Annotated in this window: 25 protein-coding genes; 7 read left to right on the forward strand and 18 right to left on the reverse strand. The window is 70.6% G+C overall.

Annotated features, from left to right (window positions below):
* Nucleotides 1-18: 18 nt before the first annotated feature.
* The 8 genes from nhaA to ACJJVL_RS10670 form a co-directional block, all read right to left on the reverse strand.
* Nucleotides 19-1,275, reverse strand: coding sequence for a Na+/H+ antiporter NhaA (nhaA, locus tag ACJJVL_RS10635; protein ID WP_405218634.1), 1,257 nt, complete (start codon nucleotides 1,273-1,275; stop codon nucleotides 19-21).
* Between the two features lie 138 nt (nucleotides 1,276-1,413).
* The gene (locus ACJJVL_RS10640) at nucleotides 1,414-2,283 is read right to left on the reverse strand and encodes a sugar phosphate isomerase/epimerase family protein (RefSeq protein WP_405218635.1); all 870 of its coding nucleotides are present in this window, start codon (nucleotides 2,281-2,283) and stop codon (nucleotides 1,414-1,416) included.
* Nucleotides 2,284-2,287: 4 nt separating this feature from the next.
* Nucleotides 2,288-3,040 (reverse strand): class II aldolase/adducin family protein, encoded by a 753-nt coding sequence (locus ACJJVL_RS10645; protein WP_405218636.1) that lies wholly within the window; start codon nucleotides 3,038-3,040, stop codon nucleotides 2,288-2,290.
* The gene (locus tag ACJJVL_RS10650; RefSeq protein WP_405218637.1) at nucleotides 3,037-4,179 is read right to left on the reverse strand and encodes an ABC transporter permease; all 1,143 of its coding nucleotides are present in this window, start codon (nucleotides 4,177-4,179) and stop codon (nucleotides 3,037-3,039) included. The genes ACJJVL_RS10645 and ACJJVL_RS10650 overlap by 4 nt, the downstream gene beginning before the upstream one ends.
* Complete coding sequence (locus ACJJVL_RS10655) at nucleotides 4,176-5,198, reverse strand: ABC transporter permease (protein WP_405218638.1); 1,023 nt, start codon at nucleotides 5,196-5,198, stop codon at nucleotides 4,176-4,178. Before ACJJVL_RS10655 ends, ACJJVL_RS10650 begins: the two co-directional genes overlap by 4 nt.
* Nucleotides 5,195-6,703 carry a sugar ABC transporter ATP-binding protein gene (locus tag ACJJVL_RS10660; protein WP_405218639.1) on the reverse strand — a complete coding sequence of 503 codons (1,509 nt, stop codon included), beginning with the start codon at nucleotides 6,701-6,703 and terminating at the stop codon, nucleotides 5,195-5,197. Before ACJJVL_RS10660 ends, ACJJVL_RS10655 begins: the two co-directional genes overlap by 4 nt.
* A 114-nt stretch (nucleotides 6,704-6,817) precedes the next feature.
* The gene (locus ACJJVL_RS10665) at nucleotides 6,818-7,861 is read right to left on the reverse strand and encodes an autoinducer 2 ABC transporter substrate-binding protein (RefSeq protein ID WP_405218640.1); all 1,044 of its coding nucleotides are present in this window, start codon (nucleotides 7,859-7,861) and stop codon (nucleotides 6,818-6,820) included.
* Nucleotides 7,858-8,703, reverse strand: a complete 846-nt coding sequence (locus ACJJVL_RS10670; RefSeq protein WP_405218641.1) for a DeoR/GlpR family DNA-binding transcription regulator — start codon at nucleotides 8,701-8,703, stop codon at nucleotides 7,858-7,860. The genes ACJJVL_RS10665 and ACJJVL_RS10670 overlap by 4 nt, the downstream gene beginning before the upstream one ends.
* A 184-nt stretch (nucleotides 8,704-8,887) precedes the next feature.
* Between ACJJVL_RS10670 and rhaI the strand changes: the two genes are divergently transcribed.
* From rhaI to ACJJVL_RS10695, 5 genes are all read left to right on the forward strand, one after another.
* Nucleotides 8,888-10,048 carry an L-rhamnose isomerase gene (gene rhaI, locus ACJJVL_RS10675; protein ID WP_405218642.1) on the forward strand — a complete coding sequence of 387 codons (1,161 nt, stop codon included), beginning with the start codon at nucleotides 8,888-8,890 and terminating at the stop codon, nucleotides 10,046-10,048.
* Nucleotide 10,049: 1 nt separating this feature from the next.
* Nucleotides 10,050-12,101, forward strand: coding sequence for a bifunctional aldolase/short-chain dehydrogenase (locus tag ACJJVL_RS10680; protein WP_405218643.1), 2,052 nt, complete (start codon nucleotides 10,050-10,052; stop codon nucleotides 12,099-12,101).
* Nucleotides 12,098-13,531 carry a rhamnulokinase family protein gene (locus ACJJVL_RS10685; protein WP_405218644.1) on the forward strand — a complete coding sequence of 478 codons (1,434 nt, stop codon included), beginning with the start codon at nucleotides 12,098-12,100 and terminating at the stop codon, nucleotides 13,529-13,531. The genes ACJJVL_RS10680 and ACJJVL_RS10685 overlap by 4 nt, the downstream gene beginning before the upstream one ends.
* Before the next feature lie 4 nt (nucleotides 13,532-13,535).
* Nucleotides 13,536-14,795 carry an alpha-hydroxy-acid oxidizing protein gene (locus ACJJVL_RS10690; RefSeq protein ID WP_405218645.1) on the forward strand — a complete coding sequence of 420 codons (1,260 nt, stop codon included), beginning with the start codon at nucleotides 13,536-13,538 and terminating at the stop codon, nucleotides 14,793-14,795.
* Between the two features lie 61 nt (nucleotides 14,796-14,856).
* Complete coding sequence (locus ACJJVL_RS10695; protein ID WP_405218646.1) at nucleotides 14,857-15,780, forward strand: ribokinase; 924 nt, start codon at nucleotides 14,857-14,859, stop codon at nucleotides 15,778-15,780.
* A 32-nt stretch (nucleotides 15,781-15,812) separates the two neighbouring features.
* On the opposite strand, the gene ACJJVL_RS10700 is transcribed toward ACJJVL_RS10695, so the two are convergent.
* Complete coding sequence (locus ACJJVL_RS10700; protein WP_405218647.1) at nucleotides 15,813-17,456, reverse strand: stealth family protein; 1,644 nt, start codon at nucleotides 17,454-17,456, stop codon at nucleotides 15,813-15,815.
* Between the two features lie 197 nt (nucleotides 17,457-17,653).
* Here ACJJVL_RS10700 and ACJJVL_RS10705 point away from each other — a divergent pair, with 197 nt between their 5' ends.
* A complete protein-coding gene (locus ACJJVL_RS10705; RefSeq protein WP_405218648.1) occupies nucleotides 17,654-18,565 on the forward strand; it encodes a phosphodiesterase in 912 nt (303 codons plus the stop codon).
* A gap of 9 nt (nucleotides 18,566-18,574) precedes the next feature.
* Here ACJJVL_RS10705 and ACJJVL_RS10710 read toward each other — a convergent pair whose 3' ends face one another.
* The 3 genes from ACJJVL_RS10710 to ddaH form a co-directional block, all read right to left on the reverse strand.
* Nucleotides 18,575-19,414 carry a hypothetical protein gene (locus ACJJVL_RS10710; RefSeq protein WP_405218649.1) on the reverse strand — a complete coding sequence of 280 codons (840 nt, stop codon included), beginning with the start codon at nucleotides 19,412-19,414 and terminating at the stop codon, nucleotides 18,575-18,577.
* A 210-nt stretch (nucleotides 19,415-19,624) separates the two neighbouring features.
* Nucleotides 19,625-20,848 carry an ornithine--oxo-acid transaminase gene (gene rocD / locus ACJJVL_RS10715; protein WP_405218664.1) on the reverse strand — a complete coding sequence of 408 codons (1,224 nt, stop codon included), beginning with the start codon at nucleotides 20,846-20,848 and terminating at the stop codon, nucleotides 19,625-19,627.
* Nucleotides 20,849-20,892: 44 nt separating this feature from the next.
* Entirely contained in the window at nucleotides 20,893-21,732 is an 840-nt protein-coding gene (ddaH, locus tag ACJJVL_RS10720; RefSeq protein WP_405218650.1) for a dimethylargininase, read from the reverse strand.
* A gap of 91 nt (nucleotides 21,733-21,823) precedes the next feature.
* Between ddaH and ACJJVL_RS10725 the strand changes: the two genes are divergently transcribed.
* Nucleotides 21,824-22,261 (forward strand): Lrp/AsnC family transcriptional regulator, encoded by a 438-nt coding sequence (locus ACJJVL_RS10725; RefSeq protein WP_405218651.1) that lies wholly within the window; start codon nucleotides 21,824-21,826, stop codon nucleotides 22,259-22,261.
* A gap of 65 nt (nucleotides 22,262-22,326) precedes the next feature.
* Here ACJJVL_RS10725 and ACJJVL_RS10730 read toward each other — a convergent pair whose 3' ends face one another.
* The 6 genes from ACJJVL_RS10730 to ACJJVL_RS10755 all read right to left on the reverse strand — a co-directional run bounded on the left by ACJJVL_RS10730 (nucleotide 22,327) and on the right by ACJJVL_RS10755 (nucleotide 25,913).
* Nucleotides 22,327-22,914, reverse strand: a complete 588-nt coding sequence (locus tag ACJJVL_RS10730) for a hypothetical protein (RefSeq protein WP_405218652.1) — start codon at nucleotides 22,912-22,914, stop codon at nucleotides 22,327-22,329.
* On the reverse strand, nucleotides 22,905-23,501 hold the full coding sequence (locus ACJJVL_RS10735) for a hypothetical protein (protein ID WP_405218653.1): 597 nt from the start codon (nucleotides 23,499-23,501) through the stop codon (nucleotides 22,905-22,907). The genes ACJJVL_RS10730 and ACJJVL_RS10735 overlap by 10 nt, the downstream gene beginning before the upstream one ends.
* Before the next feature lie 16 nt (nucleotides 23,502-23,517).
* The gene (locus ACJJVL_RS10740) at nucleotides 23,518-23,949 is read right to left on the reverse strand and encodes a hypothetical protein (RefSeq protein WP_405218654.1); all 432 of its coding nucleotides are present in this window, start codon (nucleotides 23,947-23,949) and stop codon (nucleotides 23,518-23,520) included.
* A 62-nt stretch (nucleotides 23,950-24,011) separates the two neighbouring features.
* The gene (locus ACJJVL_RS10745; protein ID WP_405218655.1) at nucleotides 24,012-25,322 is read right to left on the reverse strand and encodes a hypothetical protein; all 1,311 of its coding nucleotides are present in this window, start codon (nucleotides 25,320-25,322) and stop codon (nucleotides 24,012-24,014) included.
* Nucleotides 25,323-25,324: 2 nt separating this feature from the next.
* Entirely contained in the window at nucleotides 25,325-25,633 is a 309-nt protein-coding gene (locus tag ACJJVL_RS10750) for a hypothetical protein (RefSeq protein WP_405218656.1), read from the reverse strand.
* Between the two features lie 76 nt (nucleotides 25,634-25,709).
* A complete protein-coding gene (locus ACJJVL_RS10755) occupies nucleotides 25,710-25,913 on the reverse strand; it encodes a hypothetical protein (RefSeq protein ID WP_405218665.1) in 204 nt (67 codons plus the stop codon).
* Nucleotides 25,914-25,920: the final 7 nt, after the last annotated feature.

Here is a 25,920-nt window from a genome sequence, read left to right on the forward strand (position 1 = left end):
GGCAACTCCGCCGCCGGTTCAGCCGCGGGCGTCGCCGCCGATGACCGGCCACCGCCGGTCGGGCACGCCGTCCTCGTTCATGTCGCGGGAGCGCGCACTGCGCGCATCCCGGCGCAGCTCGAATGCGGCGAGGATCGCGGCGATGCCCGAGCCGACCAGGATCGCGAGCTTCGCGGCATCCGTGTGCAGCGCATCCGAGAACGAGAGCTCGGCGATCAGCAGCGACACCGTGAACCCGATGCCGGTCAGCAGGGCGATCGGGCGGAGGTCGCGCAGCCCGATGCCGTCCGGCAGGCGCAACGGCGTGAGCTTCGTCACGAGAGCCGTGACGCCGAGCACGCCGACGATCTTGCCGACGATGAGCCCGGCGATCACGCCCACCGAGACCGGCTGGGCGATCAGATCGATGAAGCCCGCGCCACCCACGCTCACCCCGGCCGAGAAGAACGCGAACACCGGCAGCGCGATCGCGGTGGACACTGGGCGGACGAGCTCTTCGTACCGGTGCGTGCGCGAATCCGACTCACCGTGGATCGCCGTGGCCGGCACGACAGCGCCCAGCAGCACACCCGCGACCGTCGCGTGCACCCCCGCCTCGTGCATGAGCGCCCAGGCGACGACCGCGACCGGCACCAGGATCCACCAGCGCGCCCAGCGCGTGCGCACGAGCACCGCGAACACCGCGACCGTCGCGAGCGAGCCCACGAGCGCGAGCACGCTGATCGATGCCGTGTAGAACACCGCGATGACGACGATCGCCAGCAGGTCGTCGACCACGGCGAGCGTGAGCAGGAAGGTGCGCAGCGGCATCGGCAGCCCGCGGCCGAAGACGGCCAGGATCGCGAGCGCGAAGGCGATGTCGGTCGCGGTCGGGATCGCCCAGCCGCTCAACCCCGGCTGGTCGCCCGATGCCGCGACGATGATCGCGAAGATCACCGCGGGCAGCGCCATGCCGCCGATCGCAGCGAGCACCGGCACCGCCGCCTCGCGCGGGCGCCGCAGGCTGCCGGCGGCGATCTCGTGCTTGAGCTCGACCCCGACGACGAAGAAGAAGATCGCCAGCAGCCCGTCGGCGGCCCAGGTCGCGAGCGAGAGGTCGAGGTGCAGCGCCGCGGGTCCCACCACCGTCTCGGACAGCGCCGCATAGCCGTCGCGCCAGGCCGAGTTGGCCCAGATCAGGGCCGCGGCCGCGGCGATGAGCAGCAGCACGCCGCTCGTGGTCTCGAGCCGCAGGGCGGCGCCGAGTCGGGAACGGCGGGATGTGGGACTGCGCACGGGGTCCTCTCGAAGCGATTCCGCTGCGAGGTGTCGCAGCGAGCCGACCAGGCTTCCCGGCGCACCGCGACCATGCTACCGAACGACCCGCCGCCGGCCAGGCGCGGTGGGCGGGACGCAGGGCTTGCCGCAGACAGGTCAGTGCATCGCGATGGTCTCCACCGCGCGCAGCCCGTCGCGGATGAATCGGTTGGCGTGCGCCGCGAGGTCGTCGGAGTCGTCCCACAGGTTGCGCCAGATGCCGAGCGAGCGCGTGAGCTGCTCGTCGACGACCGCGCTCGAGAACGACTCGAACACGACCGGTCCGTCGTAGTGCGCGCGAGCGAGGCCACGGAACAGCCCGTCGAAGTCGACCGTGCCGGAGCCGAGGTAGCCGCGGTGGCTCTCGCCGATGTGCACGTACTTGAGGCGGTCGCCGGCGTCGAGCACGGGCTCGAGCATCCCCGACTCCTCGATGTTCATGTGGTACGTGTCGAGGTGCAGGTGCACGTTGTCGTGGTCGACCAGCTCGAGGAAGGCGAGGCCCTCGCGGGCGGTGTTGCAGACATTGGTCTCGTAGCGGTTGACGACCTCGAGCGAGAGCTGCACGCCGCGCTCAGCCGCATAGCCGCCCAGTCGGCGGAGCGCCCCCGCGCTGTGCTCGCGGTTCTTCTCGGTGGCGACCTGCGAGTACTTCTGCAGCGCCGAGTAGATGACGCCGCAGAGGTCGGTGCCCCCGACGTGCGCAACGATGTCGATCGCGCGCTCGAGCAGATCCTCGCCGCGCCGCACGACGGCGGGATCCTCGCTCGAGAGGTCGGTGTCGGCGCTGAGGCCGAGCGACGAGGTCATGGTGATGCCGGTGTCGCCGAGCACCTGCTTGGCGACCCGCTCGTCGAACGAGAACGGGTCCATGAGGGGCATCTCGATGAAGTCGAAGCCCGCGCGCTGCACCCCCTCGATGGCCGTGCGGATGCCCGCCTCGTCGAAGGTGCCGGAGAACACGAATCCGTGGCAGCCGATGCGCATGGTGTTACCTCTTTCCCTGCAGGACGCGGCGGCGGTGGTGCTCGTCCGCGCGATTCTCGATCCGATCCAGCACCTCGTCGCCGAGGAAGTTCGGCGCGCCGACGGCGAGCGCCGCGGTCAGTACTCGAGCGTGCTTGTCCGCCATCTCGGTGATCCGCAGGCACTCGGCGGCGTCGTCGCCGATGGCGAAGATGCCGTGGTTCTGCAGGTAGGCGATCTTCGGCAGTCGCCCGTGCTCAGCCACGAACGCCCGCAGCGCATCCCGCATGTGCAGCGCGAGGCCGAGGCCGGGGTCGACGTAGGGCACGAAGAGCGCGCGCTGGCCGAGCACCACGATCTGGTCGGGGAACAGCGCGCCCGCCGCGATGAGCTCGGCGCGGTCGGAGCACAGGATCCCGTTCGCCGAGATCGGATGCGTGTGGCACGCCGCTCCCGCTCCGAACGACAGCACCACCGCGTGCAGCAGTGCCTCGACGCTGGGGCGCTTCGCTCCCGCGTCGACGCGGCTCGCCATCAGCGCGACGCCGACAGCGTCGTCGTCGGCGTCCTCGGCATCCAGCACCGCCAGGATCGGCGCGAGCTCGCACTCGACCAGGTCGTCCGGGCCCGCGGAGCCGAGCGTCGAGCCGGATGCCTTGACCAGCATCCGCTGCTCGTCGAGCCTGGCACTCACATTGCCCTCGCCGAGGATGGCGAGCTCGCGGTGCGGCTCCCCCACGGCGTGGCAGAGCGCGAGCAGGTCGTCGACGAGCGTCATGGCTTCGCCCCGGGTCGTGTCGCGATGGGCGACGTGCCGCTGGGCGTTGGCGCGAGCCGCTTCCGGCGCAGGGTGAACTGGCCGAACAGGGCGGCGCCGAGGAGCACGAGGCCGAGTGCGAGCAGCTGCGCCTGCGCACCGTCGTTGCCCGGCACGACGATCAGGATCGACGCGTTGAGCCACACGATGAGCAGCGCCGCGAGCAGCACGCCGCTCAGCCTGCCGATGCCGCCGGTGATCGCGACACCGCCGAGCACGGCGATCGTGATGGCGGGCAGTGCCATGCCGCCGCCGCTCGTGCCCGCGTCGGGGCGAGCGGAGGCGAACTGGGCGACGGTGTAGACGCCGACGAAGCCGGAGATGGCGCCCGCGGCGACAAAGGCGGTCATGCGCGTGCGGCGGGTGTCGATGCCCGCCCACTGCGCTGCGGTGTCGTTCGTGCCAATGGCGTAGAGCGAGCGGCCGTAGGCGGTGCGATTCAGCACGAACCAGGTGACGATCGCGATCGGGATCAGGAATGTGAAGACCCCCAGCGGCACGAGCGGCAGCCCTCCGCCGATGACCGGCAGCTCGATCGCCTTCGCCGCGTTGTAGAACTCGGAGATCTCGGCGCCGGAGATCGGCCGCTGGTCGCTGATCACGAGCGCGATCGAGCGGTAGCCGTAGAACGTCGCGAGGGTCGCGATCAGCGGCGGGAAGCCGAGGTAGGCCGAGAGGAAGCCGTTGAAGGCGCCCAGCAGCGCGCCGAAGAGCACCGCGAGCACGATCGAGACGAGCACCGGCAGGCCCGCCTGCTGGAAGAGCATGGCGAAGACGATGCCCGAGAGCGACACCATCGAGCCGACCGAGAGGTCGATGCCGCCGCGACCGGAGGTGATGACAAACAGCTCGGCGATGGCGAGCAGCGCGAGCGGCACGTAGGCGATGAGCGAGGAGGCGAGGTAGTCGCTGTTGAAGTCAGCGCGCGTCTGCCCCGTCAGGTCGAGGATGGTCATGACGACGATGAGCGCGATGACCAGCACGAGCAGCAGCACCGTGCGGTCCTTCATGATCCCGCCGGTGAAGTGGCGCATCCGCGACTCCTTGTGCGGTGCTCGCTCGTTGGGCTGCTGCCGATCGGTCGGCGTGACGGCGGTCATGCGCGCCTCCTGGCTCGCTCGCGGATGAGGTCAGTGCCGACGGCAACGATGATGAAGATGCCGACGAACAGGAAGCCGAGCTGCGTCGGCCAGCCCAGCTGCGTGACGCCCGAGACCACGGTCTGCACGAGGATCGCGCCCAGCAGCGTGCCGATCACGCTGCCGCGGCCGCCGATGATCGAGGTGCCGCCGATGACGACGGCGGCGATGACCTGCAGCTCCTTGCCGGAGCCGACCGACTGGTCGAGGGTCGAGGTGCCGGTGGCGATCATCATGCACGCGGCGAGCCCGGCGAGCGCACCGGTGACGGCGTAGACCCAGACGAGGCGCGGCTGCACCTTGATCCCCGCGAGACGTGCGGCGTTGGCGTTGCCGCCGATCGCGTAGAGGCTGCGGCCGGCCTTGGCGTAGCGCAGGAACCACCAGGCGACCGCGACCGCGACCACCGCGATCGCGAACGAGTGCGGCACGCCGAGCGTGGACCCCTCGGTGCCGCGGCCCAGGAAATCGAGCGTGCCGGGGATGCCGTTCACGGTGGACGAGTCGAACACCTGCAGCCCGATCCACTGGAAGACGTTGAGGGTGCCGAAGGTGATGATGATCGGATGCACGCGGCCGTACGCGATGAGCAGGCCGTTAATCGCGCCGAGCGCGAGTCCGATGGCGATGGCGACGAGCAGCGCGAGCGGCGCAGGGATGTCGAGGTTCACCATCATCCGAGCCGTGACCACGGCGGAGACCATGATCATCGAGGCGACCGAGACGTCGATGCCTGCGGTGATGATCACGAAGGTCATGCCGACGCCGACCAGCGCGATGGGCGCGACCTGCACGAGCAGCGGCCCGATGGAGCCGGGGGTGAGGAACGCGGGCGTGAAGATGCCCAGCAGCACCCAGAGCACCACCAGCACCACGAGAAGCACGATCTCCTGCCCCGTCACCACCGGCGGCAGGATGCGGCGCAGGCTGAACGCCGCGGGGCTCGCGGCTGGCTCGTCCTTGACGGTGTCGACGCTCATGCGGCGTCCTCCTCGATCGCGCCGGCGGCGGCTGCGAGCAGCGACGCCTGGCTGGCGGTTGGTGGGAACTCCTTGGCGATGCGACCGGAGCGGAACACGAGGATGCGGTCGGCGACACGCAGCACCTCGCCGAGGTCGGTCGTGATCACGAGCACCGCTGCGCCCCGGTCGGCGAGGTCGGCGATGATGCTGTGGATCTCCTCCTTCGCACCGACGTCGACGCCCTGCGTCGGCTCCGAGAGCACCAGGAGCTTCGGCTGCTCGACGATCTGCCGGGCGAGCACGACCTTCTGCGCGTTGCCGCCGGACATTGCTCCGATCGGCTGTCGCTCGGAGGGGGTCTTCACCGACAGGCGCTTGATCAGGTCGTTCGCGATGCGCCGCTCGGCCTTCGGCGAGACCCACCCCGGCACCCTGCTCAGCAGCGGCAGGGAGCCGATGGTGATGTTGAACGCGATCGGCTGGAACGCGAACGCCCCTTGCGACGACCGGTTGGCGGGCAGCATCCGGATGCCGCGGCGCTTGGCGGCCGACGGGTTCGTGGCCTGCGTGTCGGACCCGACCGAGTGCATCCGACCGCCCGTCGCGTGCCGCATGCCGTAGACGACCTCCCCCACCTCGGCCGCTCCGCAGCCGACCAAGCCGTAGAGGCCGACGATCTCGCCCTCACGCACGGTCAACGAGACGTCGTCGAAGGCGCCCTCGAGCGAGAGGCCGTCGAGCTCGAGCACGGTGGGGCCGGGCTCGCCGGTCTGACGAACACCCTCCTCCAGCTCGCCACCCACCATGCGCTCAGCGATCTCGCGCACGGTCAGCTCGCCGATCGGCTGCGATGAGACCGTCTCGCCATCGCGCATGATCGTGACCTCATCGGCGATGCGGAACAGCTCGTCGAGCCGGTGGCTGATGTAGATGATCGACACGCCCTCGGCGGCGAGCTTCCGCACGACACCGAAGAGGACCTCGATCTCGCTGTCGGTGAGGATGGCGCTGGGCTCGTCGAGGATCAGCACGCTCGCCTGCTCGAGCAGCGCCTTCGCGATCGAGACCTGCTGCTGCTTGGCGATCGAGAGCGTGCCGAGCGGCTGGGAGGCGAGCGCGCGGTCGAGGCCGACGGTGTCGAGCAGCTCGAGCATGCGCGGTGCCTGCGCACGCCAGTCGATGGCGAGGCCGCGAGTGATCTCGCGCCCCACGAAGAAGTTCTCGGCGACGGTGAGCTCTGGGAAGAGCTGCGGCTCCTGATAGACGGTCTGCACGCCGAGCTCGATGGCATCGGACGTGGAATCGATGCTGACCTCGCGGCCGTCGATCGTGATCGTGCCGGTATCGGGCTGCTCGGCGCCAGCGAGGATCTTGATGAGGGTCGACTTGCCCGCGCCGTTCTCGCCGACCAGGGCGTGCACCGTGCCCGGTCTGACGGTCAGGTCGGCGTGGCGGATGGCGCGGACGCCCCCGTAGCGCTTCGAAATGTCGCGCATCTCGAGCCTGGGTGCGGTCTCAGTCATGGTGCTCCGAGCGGTCGCTCCGTCGTGGACGACGGATGAGGATGTGGGGTGCCGGGGCGCGGTCGGCCGCGCCCCGGCGGGTGCCGGTCGCGTCAGGCGCGACCGGCGGTGGGATCAGTAGTCGTAGTCCCCGGCGTTCTCAGCCGTGAACACCGTCGGCGGGCCCAGCAGCAGCACGCCCGTCGACTCGTCGTACGAGACTTCGGTGAGCGCCGGGTTGCTGATGCTCGACGTGTCGCTCAGATCGCCGTCGTTCGCCAGCTGCATGCCTGCCCAGCCGGTGAGCCAGCCGAGACCCTCGACATCCCAGAGCACCGAGGCGCTCGATGCTCCCGACTCGAGGTACGGCAGCATCGCCTGCGGCGTGCCGAGGCCCACCGTGAACACCTCACCGATGCGGTCGGCGGCGGTGACGGCCTCAGCGACGCCAGGGGCGCTCGAGGTGCACTCGCCGACCAGACCCGTGAGATCCGGGTTCGAGTTCATCAGGTCGAGTGCCATCTGCGTGGCTGCGGCCTGATCCTCGCCGGCGTAGACGATGTCGACGATCTCGGCATCGGGGTACTCGGATGCCGTGTACGCCTCCTGCACCTCGATCCACGCGTTCAGGTTCGCCGCGGTCTCACCGCACGAGACGATCGCGTACTTGCCGGAGCCGCCCATGGCCTCGAGCAGGGAGTCGGTCAGCTGCTGACCGATGCCCTCGACCGAGGCCTGGCTCACGAAGAGCTCGCGCACCGAGTCGGGCGCGTCGGTGTCGGTGGTGGCGACGTGGATGCCGGCGTCCTGCGCCTCCTGCAGCAGCGGCGCCATCGAGTTCGGGTCGTTCGGCGCCACGAACAGCACGTCGACGCCCTGCTGGATGAACGAGCGCACGATGTCTGCCTGTGCGGCCGCGTCGGCCGTCGTCGGTCCCTGGTACAGCCACTCGAAGCCGAGATCCTCCGCGGCCTGCTGGCCGCCGGTGTTCATGGCTTCGAAGTAGGGGATGCCCTGCAGCTTGGGGACGAAGGCGATCGAGATCTGCTCGTCGCCGCCCTCCGTCGCGCCGGGTGCGGGCGTCGAGCCCGTGTCGTTCCGCGAGGTGCACCCGGCGAGCACGACGGCAGCGGCCGCCGTGAGCGCGAGTGCGCCTGTGATCCTGCGTGAGATCTTCATCGATGCTCCTTCTGGGTGAGGCGTCGGGAGGCTCGTCCACCCCGCGCCGATACCGACTCCGTGCCGGTCGTCTGTGTGCCGTCGACGAGGGGCACGCGCGTGACGCGCACGCCCGCTGCCTCCCACTCGTCGGCGAAGTCGTCGGATGCTCGCGCATCGGTGATGAGGCTCGTCACCCGGTCGGCGCTCGCGAACGAGTGCAGCGCGAAGCCGGTCGTCTTGCTGCTGTCGAACAGCGCGTGCACCTCGTTGCTCGCCTCGACCAGGCCCTGCTTCGAGACCGCTTCGTCGGTGGCGAGCTCGAGCAGCCCGCGCTCCGGGGACAGCCCGACGACACCGACGAATGCCTTGTCGATGCGGCCGCGCCCGACGAGCGCATCGGTGCTCGGGCTGACCAGCCCGGAGCTCTCGCGGCGCAGCGTGCCGCCCGGCACGATGACGCTGGCGTCGGAGCGATCCATGAGCAGCATCGCCGTGCGCAGCGACTGCGTCACGACCACCAGCCCGGTGCGCGTCAGCAGCTCGAGCGCCAAGAAGTGCGCGGTGCTCGAGGTGTCGAGCGCGATCACGTCGCCGTCCTCGACGAGCGCCGCAGCGTGCGCGGCGATCGCGCGCTTCGCTGCGTCCTCGCGGCGCATGCGGTCGGTGAAGGCACCCTCGTCGCCGCGCACCGGCGGCAGCGCGCCGCCGCGCGTGCGCCGCAGCAGGTCGCGCTCGGCGAGCGCGTCGAGATCCTTCCGGATCGTCACCTCGGAGACGCCGAGATCCCGCGCCAGATCGGCGACCTGCACGGTGCCGTGCTGATCCAGCGCATCGAGGATGCGCGAATCGCGACTGACCACGGGGACTCCTTCGTCGGTGATGCTGGCGACAGTACGCTTTCGAAACCTGCGCCGCAAGCCTTCGATACCAAAACGCAACATTTGTGGTTGCGTTCGAAAGCAACGAGGGCCATGCTGGCAGACACGAGCACCCCGCCCACGGTTTGCGGGGCGCCATCCGATGTCGACGACGACAGGAGCGACCATGGCCATCGCGCCCTCCCTGGAAGAGCTGGCGAAGCTGCAGATCGAGGTGCCCAGCTGGGCGTACGGGAACTCCGGCACCCGCTTCCGCGTGTTCGGCACGCCGGGAACCCCGCGGGATCCGTTCGAGAAGGTCAGCGACGCCGCGCAGGTGCATGCCGCGACCGGTCTCGCGCCGCGCGTCGCGATCCACATTCCCTGGGACCGGGTCGACGACTACGCGGCGCTGCGCGCGCACGCCGAGGATCTGGGCGTTGCGATCGGCACGGTGAACTCGAACACCTTCCAGGAGGAGGACTACAAGTTCGGCTCGCTCTGCCACCCGGATGCTCGCGTGCGGCAGCGCGCGATCGACCACCACCTCGAGTGCCTCGACGTGATGCGCGCGGTGGGCGTGCGCGATCTGAAGATCTGGCTCGCCGACGGCACGAACTATCCCGGGCAGGACTCCATCCGCGAGCGCCAGGACCGGCTCGCAGAGGGGCTGCGCGCGATCTACGCCGAGCTCGACGCGGACCAGCGGCTGCTGCTGGAGTACAAGTTCTTCGAGCCGGCGTTCTACCACACGGACGTGCCCGACTGGGGCACGAGCTACGCCCACACGGTCGCGCTCGGCGAGCAGGCGAAGGTGGTGCTCGACACCGGTCATCACGCGCCCGGCACGAACATCGAGTTCATCGTCGCGCAGCTGCTGCGGCTCGGGAAGCTCGGCGCGTTCGACCTCAACTCGCGCTTCTACGCCGACGACGACCTCATCGTCGGGCTGGCCGACCCGTTCCAGCTGTTCCGCATCGTGATGGAGCTGGTCTCCGGCGGCGGCTACGGCGATCCCGACGTGCAGCTCGTGCTCGACCAGTGCCACAACATCGAGGCGAAGATCCCCGGCCAGATCCGCAGCGTGCTGAACGTGCAGGAAGCGGTCGCGAAGGTGCTCTCGCTCGACACCGAGGCGCTCGCCGCCGCTCGTCGCGACACCGACGTGCTGCTCGCGAACGACATCGTGATGGATGCGTTCAGCACCGACGTGCGGCCGCTGCTCGCCGAGTTCCGCGCATCGCGCGGCCTGCCGGAGGACCCGATGCGGGCGTTCCTCGACTCCGGCTACCTCGATCGGATCACCGACGAGCGCGTCGGTGGCGCGCAGGCGAGCTGGGGAGCCTGACATGCAGGAAGAGACCGACATGACCGACGCCGTGCAGGACCTCATCAAGCGCAGCAACCGGCTCGGGTCCGACCCGCGCAACACCAACTACGCGGGCGGCAACACCTCGGCGAAGGGGCACGCGACCGATCCCGCGACCGGCGAGCGCGTCGAGCTGCTCTGGGTGAAGGGCTCCGGCGGCGACCTCGGCACCCTGACCGCCTCGGGCCTCGCAGCGCTGCGGCTCGACCGCGTGCGGGCGCTCGAGGCCGTCTACCCCGGCGTCGAGCGCGAGGACGAGATGGTCGCCGCCTTCGACTACTGCCTGCACGGCTCGGGCGGCGCTGCGCCCTCGATCGACACCGCGATGCACGCGCTGGTCGAGCAGCCGCACGTCGATCACCTGCACCCCGACGCCGGCATCGCGATCGCCACAGCGGCCGACGGCCCCGAGCTCACGGAGCGCATCTACGGCGACAAGGTGGTGTGGGTGCCCTGGCGCCGGCCGGGCTTCCAGCTCGGGCTCGACATCCGCGCCATCCAGCGGGCGAACCCGGATGCCGTCGGCTGCATCCTGGGCGGCCACGGCATCACGGCGTGGGGCGAGACGAGCGAGGCCGCCGAGCGCAACTCGCTGTGGATCATCCGCACGGCCACCACCTACCTGGAGGAGCACGGCTCGCGAGAGCCCTTCGGCGCTGTCCTCGAGGGCTACGCGGCACTGCCGCCGGCCGAGCGCCGCGCGAAGGCGGCCGCGCTGAGCGCGCACGTGCGCGCGATCGCATCGGCCGACCGCCCCATGGTTGGCCACTTCAGCGACGCGAAGGTCGTGACCGACTTCCTGGAGCGCGCCGAGCACCGCAGGCTCGCCGAGCTCGGCACCTCCTGCCCGGATCACTTCCTGCGCACCAAGGTGAAGCCGCTCGTGCTCGACCTGCCGGCCGATGCCCCGATCGAGCAGGCTGTTGCGCGGCTGCAGGAGCTGCACGAGCAGTACCGGGCCGACTACGTCGCCTACTACGAGGCTCACGCGACCGAGGACTCCCCCGCGATGCGCGGCGCAGATCCCGCCATCGTGCTGATCCCGGGCGTGGGCATGTTCTCCTTTGGGAAGGACAAGCAGACCGCGCGCGTCGCCGGGGAGTTCTACATCAACGCCATCAACGTCATGCGCGGCGCAGAATTGGTCTCCACCTACACGCCGATCTCCGACGCTGAGAAGTTCCGCATCGAGTACTGGGCGCTGGAGGAGGCGAAGCTGCAGCGGCAGCCGAAGCCGCGCTCGCACGCCGGGCGCATCGCGCTCGTGACCGGTGCCGCATCCGGCATCGGCAAGGCGATCGCGACCCGGCTGGCCGCCGAGGGCGCCTGCGTCGTGATCGCCGACCTCTCGCTCGAGAAGGCGCAGGCGGCGGCGGCGGAGCTCGGTTCGACGGACGTGGCGATCGGCGTGCAGTGCGACGTCACGCAGGCGGCCGAGGTGCAGGCCGCGGTCGACGCGACGCTGCTGGCATTCGGCGGGCTTGACCTGGTCGTGAACAACGCCGGGCTGTCGCTCTCACGATCGCTGCTGGAGACCACGGAGGCGGACTGGGATCTGCAGCACGACGTGATGGCGAAGGGCTCCTTCCTCGTCTCGCGCGCCGCAGCCCGCGTGCTCATCGACCAGGGCATGGGCGGCGACATCATCTACATCTCATCGAAGAACGCCGTGTTCGCGGGGCCCAACAACATCGCCTACTCGGCAACGAAGGCCGATCAGGCGCATCAGGTGCGACTGCTGGCGGCGGAGCTCGGGCAGTTCGGCGTGCGCGTGAACGGCATCAACCCCGACGGCGTCGTGCGCGGCTCCGGCATCTTCGCCGGCGGCTGGGGCGCGTCGCGCGCCAAGGTCTACGGCGTGGACGAAGCAGAGCTCGGCAAGTACTACGCCGGGCGCACGCTGCTCGGCCGCGAGGTGCTGCCGGAGCACGTCGCCAACGCGGTGGCCGCGCTCACGGGGCCGGAGCTCAGCCACACGACGGGACTGCACGTGCCCGTCGACTCGGGCGTTGCGGCGGCGTTCCTGCGATGACGGCGACCGTCGCAGCGATCGATCTCGGCGCGACCAGCGGGCGCGTGGTGCGCGCGGAGGTCAGCCGCACGACGCTGCGGCTCGACGAGATCACCCGCTTCGAGAACCGTCCGGTGCGGGTCGCCGACGGGCTCCACTGGGCCGTGCTCGGCTTCTACGAGCAGGCGATGCAGGGCGTCGCGGCGGCATCCAGGGGCCGGTCTGGCGATGCGCGGCTCGCATCGGTCGCGGTGGACTCGTGGGCCGTCGACTACGGGCTGCTGCGACGCGGCAGCCTCCTCGGCATCCCGTTCTCGTACCGCGACGACCGCACCGCGCGCGGGCTGGAGCTCGTCGACGAGGTCATCGCGCAGCCGGAGCTCTACGCCCGCTGCGGCCTGCAGCGCATGCCGTTCACGACCATCAACCAGCTGATGGTCGACAAGGAGCGCGGCCTGCTCGATGCGGCCGACCGCCTGCTGCTGCTGCCCGATCTGCTCAGCTACTGGATGACGGGGCGCATGGTCACCGAGGCGACCAACGCCTCCACCACAGGGCTCATGCGGCTCGACGGCACCTGGGACACCGAGCTGATGGCGATGCTCGGCATCCCCTCGTCGCTCGTCGCAGACGTCGTGGCACCCGGCACGAGGATCGGCGCGATCGACGCGCCGACCCGCGAACACTTCGGCATCGACGGCTCCCCCGACGTGCTCGCGGTCGGATCGCACGACACGGCCTCTGCGGTCGTCGGCGTGCCGATGGAGCCCGATGCCGCCTACATCTCGAGCGGCACCTGGTCGCTCGTCGGCATCGAGACCGCCTCCCCGATCGCCACCCCGGATGCGCTGGAGGCGCAGTTCACGAACGAGGGCGGCGTCGACGGGCGCAACCGCTTCCTGAAGAACGTCATGGGGCTGTGGATCCTCTCGGAGTCGGTGCGCACCTGGCAGGCGCAGCGCCCGCGGCTCGAGCTGCCGAGCCTGCTGGAGGCGGCTGCCTGCGCCGACCGGCCGCTGCCGGTCTTCGACCCGACCGACGACGCCTTCTACCCGCCGGGCGACATGCCCGCCCGCATCACCCGATGGTTCGGCGAGCGCGGGCAGCGAGCCCCGCAGGGGCAGGCGGAGGTCGTGCGCTGCATCCTCGAGTCGCTCGCCGAGGGCTACGCCGTGACGCTGCGCGACGCCGAGCGCATCAGCGGGCAGCGCATCGAGCGCGTGCACGTCGTCGGCGGCGGCTCGCGGAACGCCCTGCTGTGCCAGCTGACGGCCGATCGCACGGGGCTCCCCGTCGTCGCGGGCCCGGTGGAGGCGACGGCCATCGGCAACGTGCTCGTGCAGGCGCGCACGCTGGGTGCCGCGCCGGACACGCTCGAGGAGCTGCGAGCACTCGTCCGCACGACGCACGAGCTCGTCGAGTACCGGCCGCGGGCGGCCGGCGCTCGGTGAGAGCATGACAGCAGACCGGATCGACGACGAGGACCCCATGGAACGACGCATCCCCACCCTGACCGACCTGCGCGCGAACCTGAACTTCCGGACGCCGGGCAATCCCGCGGCCGCGCGGCTCGCCCACGCGCAGACGATCTGGGATCTGCGCGACATCGCGAAGCGTCGCACGCCCAAGGGGCCGTTCGACTACACCGATGGCGCCGCAGAGAGCGAGATCGGCATTGCTCGCGCGCGCCAGGCGTTCGAGGACATCGAGCTGCACCCGGCCGTGCTGAAGGACGTGACCGACCTCTCCACGTCGTGGGATGTGCTCGGCACGCGCAGCGCCTTCCCGCTCGCGATCGCCCCGACCGGCTTCACCCGGCTGATGCACGCCGAGGGAGAGACCGCCGGTGCTCGCGCTGCCGCCGCCTACGACATCCCCTTCACGCTCTCGACGCTCGGCACCACCTCGATCGAGCGGGTGCGCCAGGCTTCGCCCGACGGCCGCCTCTGGATGCAGCTCTACATGATGAAGGAGCGCCACCGATCGCTCGAGCTCGTCGACCGTGCGTGGAAGGCCGGATACGACACGCTCATGATCACCGTCGACACGCCCGTCTCCGGCGCGCGCCACCGCGATGCGCGCAACGGCATGCAGTTCCCCCCGCAGCTGACGCTCGGCACGCTGGTCGACGCAGCGCCCAAGGTCGAGTGGTGGTGGAACTTCCTCACCACGGAGCCGGTGACCTTCGCCGCCGTCTCGAAGTGGGACGGCACGGTCAGCGAGCTGCTCGACTCCATGTTCGACCCCTCGGTCGACTACGAGGCGCTCGCAGAGGTGCGCGCCGCGTGGCCCGGCAAGCTCGTCGTCAAGGGCGTGCAGTCGGTCGACGACGCGCGGAGGCTCGCCGGCATCGGCGTCGACGCGATCACGCTCTCGAACCACGGCGGGCGCCAGCTCGACCGGGCCCCCGTGCCGTTCCGGCTGCTGCCGGAGGTCGCTCGCGAGGTCGGCAGGGATCTCGAGATCCACCTGGACACGGGCATCATGTCGGGCACCGACATCGTGGCCGCGGTCGCGCTCGGCGCGCGAACGACCATGGTCGGCCGCGCCTACCTCTACGGGCTGATGGCCGGTGGTCGAGCGGGCGTCAACCGCGCGCTCTCGATCCTGACGAGCGAGGTGCGGCGCACCATGCGGCTGCTCGGCGTCGGGGCGCTCGAGGAGCTCGGGCCGCAGCACGTCACGCAGCTCGATCGGCTCTCGCTGCGTCACTGAGCCCCTGCAGGCACCCGCCGCCGGATCCGCTCGGCGCCGCGCGTCGCGTTAGCCTCATCGCATGCCAGCACTGCGAAACGCCGTCATGATCGTCGGCTCGATCAACGCCGACGTCACCGCTCACTCCAGCCGTCGCCCGGCGCCGGGCGAGACATTCCGCGGCGACGCGTTCGCGCTCGGTCTCGGGGGCAAGGGGGCGAATCAGGCCGTCGCGGTTGCACGAGCCGGCGGCGAGGCGTCCATGGTCGGGTGCGTCGGCGACGACCAGTTCGGCGCGCTCGTGACCGCGGGCCTGGCTGAGCACGGCGTGCACCTCGAGCACGTGCGAACCGTGCCAGATCACACCGGCATCGCCCATATCCGCGTCGCCGACGGGGAGAACGACATCGTCATCGTCGCGGGCGCCAACGCGGCCCTCGACGAGGCGCAGCTCGACCGCGCATTCTCCGCGATGGACGATCGTGTCGCGGTCCTGCTCACCCAGCTCGAGGTGCCGCTCGAGACCACGCTCGCCGCGGTACGACGCGCGCGTGCGGCCGGGATCACCGTGATCCTCGACCCGGCACCCGCCCGCGAGCTGCCGGACGATCTCTGGCCGCTCATCGACATCGTCAAGCCCAATGAGACGGAGGCCGCGATGCTGACGGGGCTCTCGGTGGATTCGGCGGCGTCGGCCGCGCGCGCGGGTCAGTGGTTCATCGACCGCGGAGCGGGTGCTGCCATCATCACGCTGGCCGGGGCGGGCAGCGTGCTCGTCTCGGCGGACGGCGTCAGCGAGCATCCGCCCGTGCCCGTCGACATGGTGGACACCACGGCCGCGGGCGATGCCTACGCCGGGCACCTGGCGGCAGGCGTCGCGGCGGGGCTCGGGCTCGAGACAGCGATGCGGCACGCGAGCGCTGCTGGCGCGATCACGGTGACGAGACGAGGCGCGTCCGCGAGCATCGCGAGCGCCAGCGAGGTCGAGGCGCTGCTGCAGGGCTGAGGCGCGCCGCGCCCGCCGGTGCACCGAGGGCGTCAGGAGGCCGTGCGCTCCCAGGGCGCCGCGATCGGGAAGTACGCCTCCAGGAACGCCGTGACCGCGTGCGTGCGCTCCTCGGTGGAGAGCTCCGGGTTGCTGCCGTCGTTGAGGCAGAACATGTCCTGATCGCGCTTGCGCAGCAGTCGCTGCATCGCCGGCAGCGCGCTGCGCAGCGTCGTCTCGATGTACTGCACCCGGGCGTTGGTCTGCTGCACCGCTCGCCCGGTCATGAGGGCGTAGTAGTGGTACAGCGAGTTCGTCACCGAGATGTCGGTCGCTGAGCGGAAGCGGGATGCCGCCGTGCGCCGGAAGTCCTCGGGGAACGTCGTCTCGAGCTCCCGCAGCACGCTGCGTCGCAGCGGCGCCGCGCAGTGCTCGAGGTGCCGCGTCGTGACTGTGCCGAACCGCTCGCGCAGCAGCCGACGGTTGTAGCGCGCCGCATTGTCGTGGCCGGAGCGCGCCGGATCCGTCTCGCCCAGCCCGATGCGCGTGGTCGCCTCGACGAACTTCGTGATGCCACCGGGCGAGAAGAACATGTCGGGCCCCAGTGGCCGGCCGAAGAACATATCGTCGTTCGAGTAGAGGAAGTGCTCGCTGAGCCCCTCGATGTGGTGCAGCTGCGCCTCCACCGCATGCGAGTTGTGGGTCGGCAGCGTCGAGGTGTCGGCGAACATCCGCTCCGCCGGCACGATCGTCACCCCAGGGTGGTCGGCGAGCCAACTGGGCGCCGGCGAGTCGGTCGCGATGAAGATGCGGCGCACCCACGGCGCGTACATGTGCACAGAGCGCAGCGCGTACTTCAGCTCGTCGAGCTGGCGATAGCGGGCCTCGGAGTCGTCGCCCTCGCCGACCACGTAGGCCTGCATCTGCTTTGCGCGCTCGCGCTGGTACTCGCTGCTGGATCCGTCGACCCACGAGAACACCATGTCGATCTCGAACGTGATGTCGCTCGCGAGCGGCTCCCACATGTGCTGGATCGTCTGCCACTCGCGGCCGAAGCGCACGACGGTCTCGCCGACCGCCTCGCTGCGCGGCATGCTCGCGCGCATGAGCGCGTTCGGCAGCGGCGCGACGAGGGTCTCCTCGCCGAAGCGCCACAGCTCCAGCTGCACCGCGGTCTCCGGCCCGTACCGCAGCCGCCCGGTGGGCTCCACGCGCGGCCGGAACACGCGCATCGCCGACGCCTTCTTGTGGCCGGCGAGGGCGCCGTCGGCGAGCAGCGCGGGGGCGCGGCCCGCGAGCCGCTCGGGTGCGACCGTCGCGGCGTAGAACGGCTCGTCGGCGAAGGCTGCCGCCAGCTCCTTCGCGAGCTCCTTGCGCCGGGCGCGATCGACCGCGATGATCGGGCGCCCGTCGTCATCGCGCACGAGCAGGAAGGGGATGCTCGCCGCATCGAGCGCGGCGCCCAGCGCCAGCAGATCCTCGATCATCGACTCGCGCGGGCTCATGTGGCCGTTCTTCAGGGCATAGCGACCCTTCCGCACCACGATGTCGGGGCGGTCGAAGCGGCCGAAGCGGCCACCGGAGGTGACGAGCACCGGCTCCTCGGCGTTCGCGACCCTGATGCCGGGCGGTTCGCTGCGCGCCGATGCGAAGGCGCTCCGCTCGCCGTCGATGCCCTGCTCTCGAAGGTCGCTCACGGCTCAGTCGGCTCCTGCCTTCGGGATGGGGGTGTCGTTCCATCGTACTCGGGCCGGTCAGGGGCGGCCGCGAGCGGCGGTCGGCGTTCGGACTGCATACACGCCGCGTTCACGCGCCGGTCTCGGACGGATGCTGGGCTAGCGTTCCAGCACGTGCACGACACGTGCGCGCACCGAGCGATCGGATGGGACGAATCGTGAGCACCCACGCGGCCGAGCATCCCCGGCCCGACCACTTCCTGCTCCACATCTCCGACACCCACCTGCTCGCCGGCGGCGGCCGCCTCTATGACCGCGTGCCGAGCGAGGAGCACCTGCGGCGGCTGTTCGCCGAGTTCGAGGGATCGGGCGCCCGACCCGACGCGATCGTCTTCACGGGCGATCTGGCGGATCGCGGCGAGCCGGATGCGTACCGGCGCCTGCGCGAGATCGTGGACCCGGTCGCCGCAGAGCTGGGCGCGCGGGTCGTCTGGGTGATGGGCAACCACGATGAGCGGCGCGCGTTCCGCACGGGCCTGCTCGACGAGCCGGCATCCGACGCCCCCGTCGATGCGGTCACCCACGTCGGCGGGCTGCGCATCATCACGCTCGACTCGACGGTGCGTGGCCACCATCACGGCCGCGTGAGCGCCGAGCAGCGCGACTGGCTGCGCGCGGTGCTCGCGACGCCCGCGCCGGACGGCACGATCCTGGCCATGCACCATCCGCCGGTGCCGAGCGTGCTCGACCTCGCCGCGAGCGTCGAGCTGCGCGATCAGGCCGCGCTCGCCGACGCGATCGCCGGCAGCGACGTGCGATCCATCCTGGCCGGGCACCTGCACTACTCCTCGACCGCGACCTTCGCGGGCATCCCCGTCTCGGTGGCCTCGGCCACGTGCTACACCCAGGACCTCAACGTCCCGGTGGGCGGCACGCGCGGCCGCGACGGGGCTCGCGCCTTCAACCTCGTGCACGTCTACCCCTCGACCGTGCTGCACTCGGTGGTGCCGCTCGGGCATTTCGACGCGCTCGACTGGATCGACGCCGAGGAGTCCGCCCGTCGGCTGGAGGATGCGCGCGTGGCGGTGCCGCCGCGCGAGCGCGCGGTGCCGCTGCTGGTCGACGCGTAGTCGACGCGGTCAGCCCAGGCGCGCCTCGAGCGTCACGTCGTCGGTGACCTCGACCTGCACGTCGGTCACGCGGATGCCGGCGGGCAGCTCGGAGGCGAGGTCGATGCGCCGACCCTCGTACTGCGCAATCCTGCCGCGCACCGAGCCGAGCATGGCGGCGACGAGCGGGTTGCCGCTGTCCACCGCGATGCCCGAGAGCGTCACGCCCATGGCGTCATCGATCACCGCGTCGGCGGCGCCCGTGATGTGGGCGCCGAGCAGCCCCTTGCGCACCTTCACGTCGAAGGTCAGGCGCAGCTGCTTCGGGCTCTGCTGCTCGACGTCGAGGTCGAGGCGCGAGACGCTGATGCCCCGCTCCAGCAGCATCGAGTCGGCGAGCCCCAGCACGGCCTTGCCCAGCTGCTCCTTCGGCACCGCGATCCGTGCGCGGCCGCGCAGCGGGTGGTCGTCGTCGGCGGGCGCGAACTCGACCGCCAGCTCCCTGTTGTCGGTCTCGATCCACCGGAACGACACGTCGGAGAGCCGTGCATCGAGCTGCACCTCCGCGCCAGAGATCACGATCGGATCACCCTCGACGTGCAGCTCGCGCATCACCGCGTCCTCTGCGGAGACGGGCGCGCCCTGCGGCTCGAGCCGGGCGCGATCGCGGTCGTGCTCGCCAGCCAGCCGGAAGTCGGTGAGGTCGAGGTGCAGGTGCGCGATGTCGGCGCCGTCGAGCTCGGCATCGATCACCGACGTGCACGCGACACCCGCAGGCTCCGCCGCGATCACGAGGGTTCGGATGCGCTTCTCCAGCTGTGCGCCGGAGGTCGGTCTGGGGGCGTGTCCGAGCAGGATGCGTGCAACCACGCCGCGAGCATACGCCGGATCCGCGGGGAATCCGACATTGCCGCGACTGGCGCGGACAGCGGCGCTGACGCGCCGACGGCCTGGTCTCGCGACGCCGGCCGGAAGGGCCGGCTCCTCGACCCGCGCGGGCGCCGGCGCTACGCGCCGACGGCCTGGTCTCGCGACGCCGGCCGGAAGGGCCGGCTCCTCGACCCGCGCGGGCGCCGGCGCTTACGCGCCGACGGCCGCGCGAAACTCGCGGATGAGGAGGTCGAGGTCGGCCTCGTCGATGACGATCGGCGGAGCGAGGCGCACGGTCTGGCCGTGCGTGTCCTTCGCGAGGATGCCCGCGTCGAGCAGCCGCATGCAGACGTCGCGGGCGGTGCCGACGGCCGGGTCGATGTCGATGCCGGCCCACAGGCCGACGCCGCGCACGGCCGTGACACCGTGGCCGACGAGCTCCGCGAGGCCCGCGTGCAGGCGTTCGCCCAGCTCGCGGGCGCGTGCCTGCATGTCGCCCTCTGCGAGCATCCGCACGACCTCGAGGCCGACAGCCGCCGCGAGCGGGTTGCCGCCGAAGGTGGAGCCGTGCGAACCGGGCGTGAGCACGCCCAGCACATCCGCATCCGCGACCACGGCAGAGACCGGCACCACGCCGCCGCCCAGCGCCTTGCCGAGCAGGTACATGTCGGGCACGACGCCCTCGTTGTCGCACTGGAAGGTCGCGCCGGTGCGGCCGAGGCCCGACTGGATCTCGTCGGCGATGAACAGCACCCGCTCGCGCGTCGTCAGCTCGCGCACGGCCTGCAGGTAGCCGGCCGGCGGCACGTTGATGCCGGCCTCGCCCTGGATCGGCTCGAGCAGCACGGCCGCCGTGTTCGGCGTGATGGCCGCCTCGAGCGCGGCCAGGTCGCCGAACGGCACGCGCACGAAGCCCGGGGTGAACGGGGCGTAGCCCTCGCGCGCATCCGGGTCGTCGGAGAACGACACGATCGTCGTGGTGCGGCCGTGGAAGTTGCCCTCCATGACGATGATCTCCGCCTGGCCGGCTGGCACGCCCTTCACCTCGTAGGCCCACCGGCGAGCAACCTTGATGCCGGACTCGACAGCCTCGGCGCCGGTGTTCATCGGCAGCACCATGTCCTTGTTCGCGAGCGCGGCGAGCGCCTCGACGAACGGGCCGAGCGCTGCCGCGTGGAAGGCGCGGCTCGTGAGCGTCACACGGTCGAGCTGCGCGTGCGCGGCGTCGAGCAGCCGGCGGTTGCCGTGGCCGAAGTTCATCGACGAATACGCGGCGAGGCAGTCCAGGTAGCGACGCCCGTCGACGTCGGTGACCCAGGCGCCCGACGCCTCGGTGACCACCACGGGCAGCGGGTGGTAGTTGTGCGCGGCATGCGCCTCCACCTGGGTGATCGCGGCGCGCGTCGCCTCGCTCACGGCATCCGTCGTCGTCATCGTCGCCTCCGTCGTCGTGGCCTCGTGCGTGGTGCTCGCGGCGCTCATCGTCGCAGCTCCAGCGTGCAGCACTTGATGCCGCCGCCGCCCAGCAGCAGCTCCGACAGGTCGAGGCCGGTGGTCTGGTAGCCGCGCTCGGCGAGCTGACGCTCGAATCCGGTGGCGCGCTCGGCGATCACCATGGTGCGCCCGTCGCCGAAGGAGTTCAGTCCGAGCACGGACGCGTCGGTCTCGTCGACGAGGATGGCGTCGGGGTAGCGACGCTCGAGCGCCGAGCGGCTGGCCTCGTCGAAGGCGGCGGGCAGGTACGCGATGGTCTCGTCGTCGAGGATCGCCATTGCGGTGTCGAGGTGGTAGAAGCGCGGGTCGACCAGGCGCAGGCTCAGCACCTCGCGGTCGAAGATCGCGCGCAGCTCGTCGTGCGACTCGAGGCTGGTGCGGAAGCCGTGACCGGCCAGGATCGCGCCTCGTGAGAGCAGCATGTCGCCCTCGCCCTCGTTGACGTGCACGGGCTCGTGCACCTGGAAGCCGTTCGCCTCGAACCACGCCATGTAGGCCGGGCCCTCGGCCATGCGCTCCTCATAGGTGAACTTCGCGCCGTAGGCGTGGCCGTCGAGCGTGAAGCCGCCGTTCGCGGCGTAGACCATGTCGTCGAGGCCGTCGACCGGCGCGATCAGCTCCACGTCGTAGCCGAGCGCGACGTAGGTGTCGTGCAGGGTCTGCCACTGCTCGACCGCGCGCTCGGTGCTGGTGGGCTTCGACGGGTCCATCCACGGGTTGATGGCGTAGCTGACCGTGAAGTGCTCTGGGCGGCACATGAGCACCGTCTTGTGCTTGGGCGTGCGGCCCTCGGTCGGCGCGGTGGAAGTCGTGGTCTGCTGCATGCTTCGATGGTCGCAACGATTCGACGCAATTGCGCGGGTCGTGACGCCGGTTTCTTGCAGATCGGCCGGAAGTCGTCGTAGATTCGTGCGTATGGATCGCATCGACCACGGCATCATCGATCAGCTGCGTCTGAACGCGCGAGCGGGCTACGCGGATATCGGCGCGGCGGTCGGGCTGTCGGCCTCTGCGGTGAAGCGACGCATCGACCGCCTCATCGCCGACGGCGTCATCCGCGGCTTCACCGTGCAGATCGACCCGAAGGTCGAGGGGCTCGCGACCGAGGCCTACGTCGAGCTGTTCTGCCGCGGCACGGTCTCCCCCGCCGACCTCAAGCGCATGCTCTCCGGCGTGCCGGAGGTCATCGAGGCGAGCACCGTCACCGGCACCGCGGATGCGATCGTCATGATGCGAGCGCGCGACGTGATCGCGTTCGAGGAGGCACTCGAGAAGGTGCGGGCGGCCGCGTCGGTGGACCACACGACATCCGCGATCCTGCTGTCGAAGCTCATCAGCCGGCACGCGGGCTGAGTCGCGATGCTCTCGCGCCAGGGCGCGGTGGCTGTCCTCACGGCGGCTGGGGAGCCGCGCTCGATCTAGGCCCCGAGCCTGATCGACTCCGCAAGCTCGGTCGCGGGCTGGAGCAGCCGCGCGGCGATCGTGATGTCGAGGTCGATGATCTCGATCACCACGATCATGTCCTCGATCTCGCCGAGCACGCGCAGCACGGCTGCAGCGGCGCCATCCTCGGCACCGGGCAGCGGCCAGAGCGCCGACGTCCGGAACAGCCGCGCGTACACCGTGGAGGTGAGCTCTTCCGACCGCTGGAAGACAGCCCCCTCGTAGCCGCCCGTCGCCCATTCCGCGAGGCGCTCCGTCCAGTCCTGCTCGAGCGGCTCGGCGTAGGCGTGGACCACCCTCGACACGTCGGGCACGACGGGCAGATGCCAGAAGCGCGCGATCGCGCCCGGCAGCGGCGGCTCGGTCGACGCGACCACGAGCGCCATGTGGGCGAGGTCGGCCCGTTGCAGGTCGGTCAGCTCCCAGTACGGGGCGAGGCCCTCTGTCACGTTCTCTGCCCACTGGGTGGCCGTGCTCCAGTCGCGTGCGGGGAAGTCGAGCGGAACAGGCACCCATCGGTCCACGTCGGGCTCGAAGACGGCATCGCCCGGGGTCAGCTCCATCGGAAGGTCTCCGCGATCGCGTCGGCAAGCTCGACCATGCCGGCGGTCACCCACTCGGTCTCCTCAGCACCGAGGTGCAGGATGCCCGCCGTCAGGAGCATGCCCGTGCGCGCCCCCTCTTCCGGCTCGGGGTAGACGTAGGACACCGTCCTGGTCAGCACTCCCTCGCGGGTGCTGGCACCGTCGCGATCCTGCACCCAGCGGAGCAGCACGGCGTGCGGCAGCTCGATGCGCTGCACATCGGCGCCCGCGCGATCACGCACATCCTCCTCCACGGTCCTGCCGGACTGCGCGACCCACCGCGAGGCCACGACCGACATCGGCATGCCGCTCTCGGTCGATGCGCCCTCGGCCGGCACGTACATCGCGACCCCGCGCGTGCGCCGCAGGGCCTCGAACTGCTCGCGGACCTTGCGTCGCAGCGCTGCGTCGAGATCAGGGCGCGCAGCCGCCTTCGATCGCTCGGCGACGTCGCGCAGCATGGCATCCCTCCCCCGCTCGTCGACCGGGTAGTGGCGCCAGCCGGGCGGGAACGCCAGGCGGAACCCTCGCGGCGCTGCACCGCGCAGCTCATCGGCAAGGCTCATGCGCGCATCCTCCCCTTCACGCCCGACGCCCTGCGCGGCGCACCCGCGCGAACCGGATCCCCAGCGCAGCGAGCGTGAGCACCTGGGGGATCGCAGCGAGCCAATGCCAGCCGAACGGATCGGTCAGCCAATACAACGGGACCGAGACGCCGGTCGGGTCGGAGTACACATTGGCGAGACCGATCGGGATGACGATGAGCGCGACGATCGTGATCGCGAACGCCTGCACCACGCCGCCCTCGGATCGCGGCTCGCGCACGCGCTCGGCCGCCATGCCGATAGCGCCAACCGTCGCCGTCACGCCGAGCGCGATCGACACCCACGCCGGCACAGCCACGACGGGCCAGGGCGCGAGCGGATCCCACTCCGGCCAGTCGTCCGCGACGAACTGCCCACCGGCGATCAGCCCCATCACGAACACCCACAGCAGCTGGGCGGCGCTCAGCATCGCCGCGATCATGAACACCCGCTGCCACCGTGTGGGCTGACCGGGCGCCCGAGGCGCGATGCTCACGGCTTCGGGACCAGCGGTGACGACTTCGGGATCAGCCTGACCTTGTCACCGACGTCGGCGCCCGTGCCGAGCATCCAGAGCGAGGTCTGCGCGACCTGCGAGCCGAGGCTGGGCGTGCTGGCGGCGATCATGGTGTCGATCGACGAGACCACGGACGGGTACTTGCCGAGATTGCCACGAGCGGTGTGGAGGAACTGCAGCGTGCGGCCGGTATCGGAGCCGCCGAAGCGGATCGAGTTCCAGGGCGTGCCGCCGAGCCCCTGGGAGGCGAACGTGTTGGGCTTGGGCGTGGCCGCGCGCGCCTGGCTCCAGGCGCTGATGCGGTTCGAGACCGGACGGTGCCACGTGAGGGGATTGAGCGACGGACCGCGCATCGTGCCGCGGATGGCCGTGCCCGCGGTCGAGCGCGTGGTGCTGATTGCGGCGCTCAGCGTGGGCGCACCCTTGCTGACGACGCGCGCGATCGCACCTCCCGCTCCAAGCGTGACCACCGAGAAGATCGCGAGTCCGAGGTCCATCTTCGTGGTGCGTCCCGTCGAGTACTGCGCGATCTTGCCGGCGAGGAGCACGAGGGAACCGATGACCACCAGCGCAACGACCAGCGCGGCGATCGGACCCGAGATGAAGAGTGCGAGGACCGCCAGTCCGGTCACGACCCACCCGAGGATGTCGAGGAAGTCGGCAAGTCCCTCCCAGAAGCCGTCGTTGTTGCCGGCGGCGTCGATCGCGCCGTCAACACCATCGACCGCGTCCTCGTACGCGTTCGACCATGTCGTGAAGGTCGTCTCGAACTCCTGCCACCGTTGATCGCGCACGCTCTTGGCTGAGACCTCAGCGGCCTCCGCCTCGGAGACCGCTGTCGCCGCGGCGGTGCGCTCAGCGTCGGTCGGGTCGTCCTCCCACGCCCAGACGCGGTGCAGCGAGCTCTGATCGTCACGCGCGTCGGCAGCGGCGTCGACGGCATCCTCGTAGTCGCGCTCCGCCGCCTCGATGGAGGGCTTGTTCTCTGCGATCCAGTTCTGCGCGGTGCGAAGCGCGGGCGCATAGATGTCCAGCGCCTCCCCCGTTCCGCGATAGCGCGTCGAGGCCTTCTCGACCTCGGGCCTCGCCTTGCCTGCCATCTCCGCGAGCGCGTCGGTGCCCTTCGACCTGTGCACGCTCGACTCGGCAATCGCACGCAGCTCGGTCTCGAGCAGATCCAGCTCATCGGCGAGCTTGACGAAGCTCGCCGCATCCGCGGCGATCTTGGTGGGATCGCCCTCGAGCTCGCGCAGCTCGTAGCCCCGCTCGGGTGAGTGGTACGTCATCGTCAGCCCCCCGCCTCGCCAGAAGCCTCGAGGTCTCGAGCGGTCTCGGCGTCCCACTGCTCCCAGTTCGTGATGATGGTGTCGAGCCCGCGGTGAATCTCCTCGAGCATCTTCGCCAGATCCTCGCGCCGATCGTTCCAGTCGGACTCGAAGTCGCCGACTTTCCTGCGCAGCGCGTCGCGATCGTCCGGGTTGGCGACGGCGCGCTCCAAGTCGTTGTTGAAGGAACTGGCCATAGCGAACGTCTCCTTCGCATGCGCGAGTCGCGTGCGCGCGGCCGACAGCTCAACGAGGTCGAGCATGATGTCCACGGGTGATCCTCCTTCGGTGCTGGGACGGCGCGCAGCATGGCGGGTGCTCAGCACCCGCCATGCTGCGCGGTCGGGCTCAGCTGCCTGCGAGCTGCTCGTCGAGCGACTGGATCGCCTGCATCATGCCGCGCAGCGCCTCGCCCATCTCGGAGATGCCCTCGATCGCCGTCTCAAGACCGGACGTGAGCTCCTCATAGCCCTCGCCGAACTTACCCGACGCGTGCTGCGTCTTGAAGTCCTCACCCAGCAGCGTGTCGACCTGGCTCTTGAGATCCTTCAGGACACCC

The organism is Agrococcus sp. Ld7 (genome assembly GCF_045064095.1).
Taxonomy (GTDB): Bacteria; Actinomycetota; Actinomycetes; order Actinomycetales; family Microbacteriaceae; genus Agrococcus.

Bases quoted from the DNA above. Each gene is read 5' to 3' on its own strand.
- rocD (WP_405218664.1), bottom strand. From the start codon at position 20,848: ATGACGACGACGGATGCCGTGAGCGAGGCGACGCGCGCCGCGATCACC.
- ACJJVL_RS10740 (WP_405218654.1), bottom strand. From the start codon at position 23,949: ATGCTGAGCGCCGCCCAGCTGCTGTGGGTGTTCGTGATGGGGCTGATC.
- ACJJVL_RS10680 (WP_405218643.1), top strand. From the start codon at position 10,050: ATGCAGGAAGAGACCGACATGACCGACGCCGTGCAGGACCTCATCAAG.
- ACJJVL_RS10650 (WP_405218637.1), bottom strand. From the start codon at position 4,179: ATGACCGCCGTCACGCCGACCGATCGGCAGCAGCCCAACGAGCGAGCA.
- ACJJVL_RS10640 (WP_405218635.1), bottom strand. From the start codon at position 2,283: ATGCGCATCGGCTGCCACGGATTCGTGTTCTCCGGCACCTTCGACGAG.
- ACJJVL_RS10685 (WP_405218644.1), top strand. From the start codon at position 12,098: ATGACGGCGACCGTCGCAGCGATCGATCTCGGCGCGACCAGCGGGCGC.
- ACJJVL_RS10645 (WP_405218636.1), bottom strand. From the start codon at position 3,040: ATGACGCTCGTCGACGACCTGCTCGCGCTCTGCCACGCCGTGGGGGAG.
- ACJJVL_RS10660 (WP_405218639.1), bottom strand. From the start codon at position 6,703: ATGACTGAGACCGCACCCAGGCTCGAGATGCGCGACATTTCGAAGCGC.
- ACJJVL_RS10665 (WP_405218640.1), bottom strand. From the start codon at position 7,861: ATGAAGATCTCACGCAGGATCACAGGCGCACTCGCGCTCACGGCGGCC.
- ACJJVL_RS10735 (WP_405218653.1), bottom strand. From the start codon at position 23,501: ATGAGCCTTGCCGATGAGCTGCGCGGTGCAGCGCCGCGAGGGTTCCGC.
- ACJJVL_RS10695 (WP_405218646.1), top strand. From the start codon at position 14,857: ATGCCAGCACTGCGAAACGCCGTCATGATCGTCGGCTCGATCAACGCC.
- ACJJVL_RS10655 (WP_405218638.1), bottom strand. From the start codon at position 5,198: ATGAGCGTCGACACCGTCAAGGACGAGCCAGCCGCGAGCCCCGCGGCG.
- rhaI (WP_405218642.1), top strand. From the start codon at position 8,888: ATGGCCATCGCGCCCTCCCTGGAAGAGCTGGCGAAGCTGCAGATCGAG.
- ACJJVL_RS10725 (WP_405218651.1), top strand. From the start codon at position 21,824: ATGGATCGCATCGACCACGGCATCATCGATCAGCTGCGTCTGAACGCG.
- ddaH (WP_405218650.1), bottom strand. From the start codon at position 21,732: ATGCAGCAGACCACGACTTCCACCGCGCCGACCGAGGGCCGCACGCCC.
- ACJJVL_RS10745 (WP_405218655.1), bottom strand. From the start codon at position 25,322: ATGACGTACCACTCACCCGAGCGGGGCTACGAGCTGCGCGAGCTCGAG.
- ACJJVL_RS10690 (WP_405218645.1), top strand. From the start codon at position 13,536: ATGACAGCAGACCGGATCGACGACGAGGACCCCATGGAACGACGCATC.
- ACJJVL_RS10730 (WP_405218652.1), bottom strand. From the start codon at position 22,914: ATGGAGCTGACCCCGGGCGATGCCGTCTTCGAGCCCGACGTGGACCGA.